Genomic DNA, 268 nt, shown 5'->3' on the forward strand with positions numbered 1-268 from the left:
GCCGAGCAGCCAGGCGGTGAGGGGGGCGAACAGCATATAAGCCAGCGCGAATATCGATATCAACTGCCCCGCTTGCGCGGGGCTGACGGCAAATGTCGCGGAAATGTCGCTGAGCACGCCGGCGACGATAAAGGCGTCGGTGCCGATGGCGAAGGTGCCGGTCGCCATCAGACACAGCGTGACCAGATGGCCGTTATAATCCGCTAACTTCATCCCGCCCTCCGCAGATCGTTTACCGCCCAGACCCGGCTCAACGCCGCCAGGAAGG

At 63.1% G+C, this 268-nt stretch carries 1 pseudogene; it reads right to left on the bottom strand.

The features are described from left to right. A pseudogene (locus tag AC4IFO_RS23205) lies at positions 1–213 on the bottom strand (MFS transporter); the annotation flags it as partial. Positions 214–268 lie beyond the last annotated feature (55 nt).

Source organism: Providencia sp. UF-224, assembly GCF_058245955.1.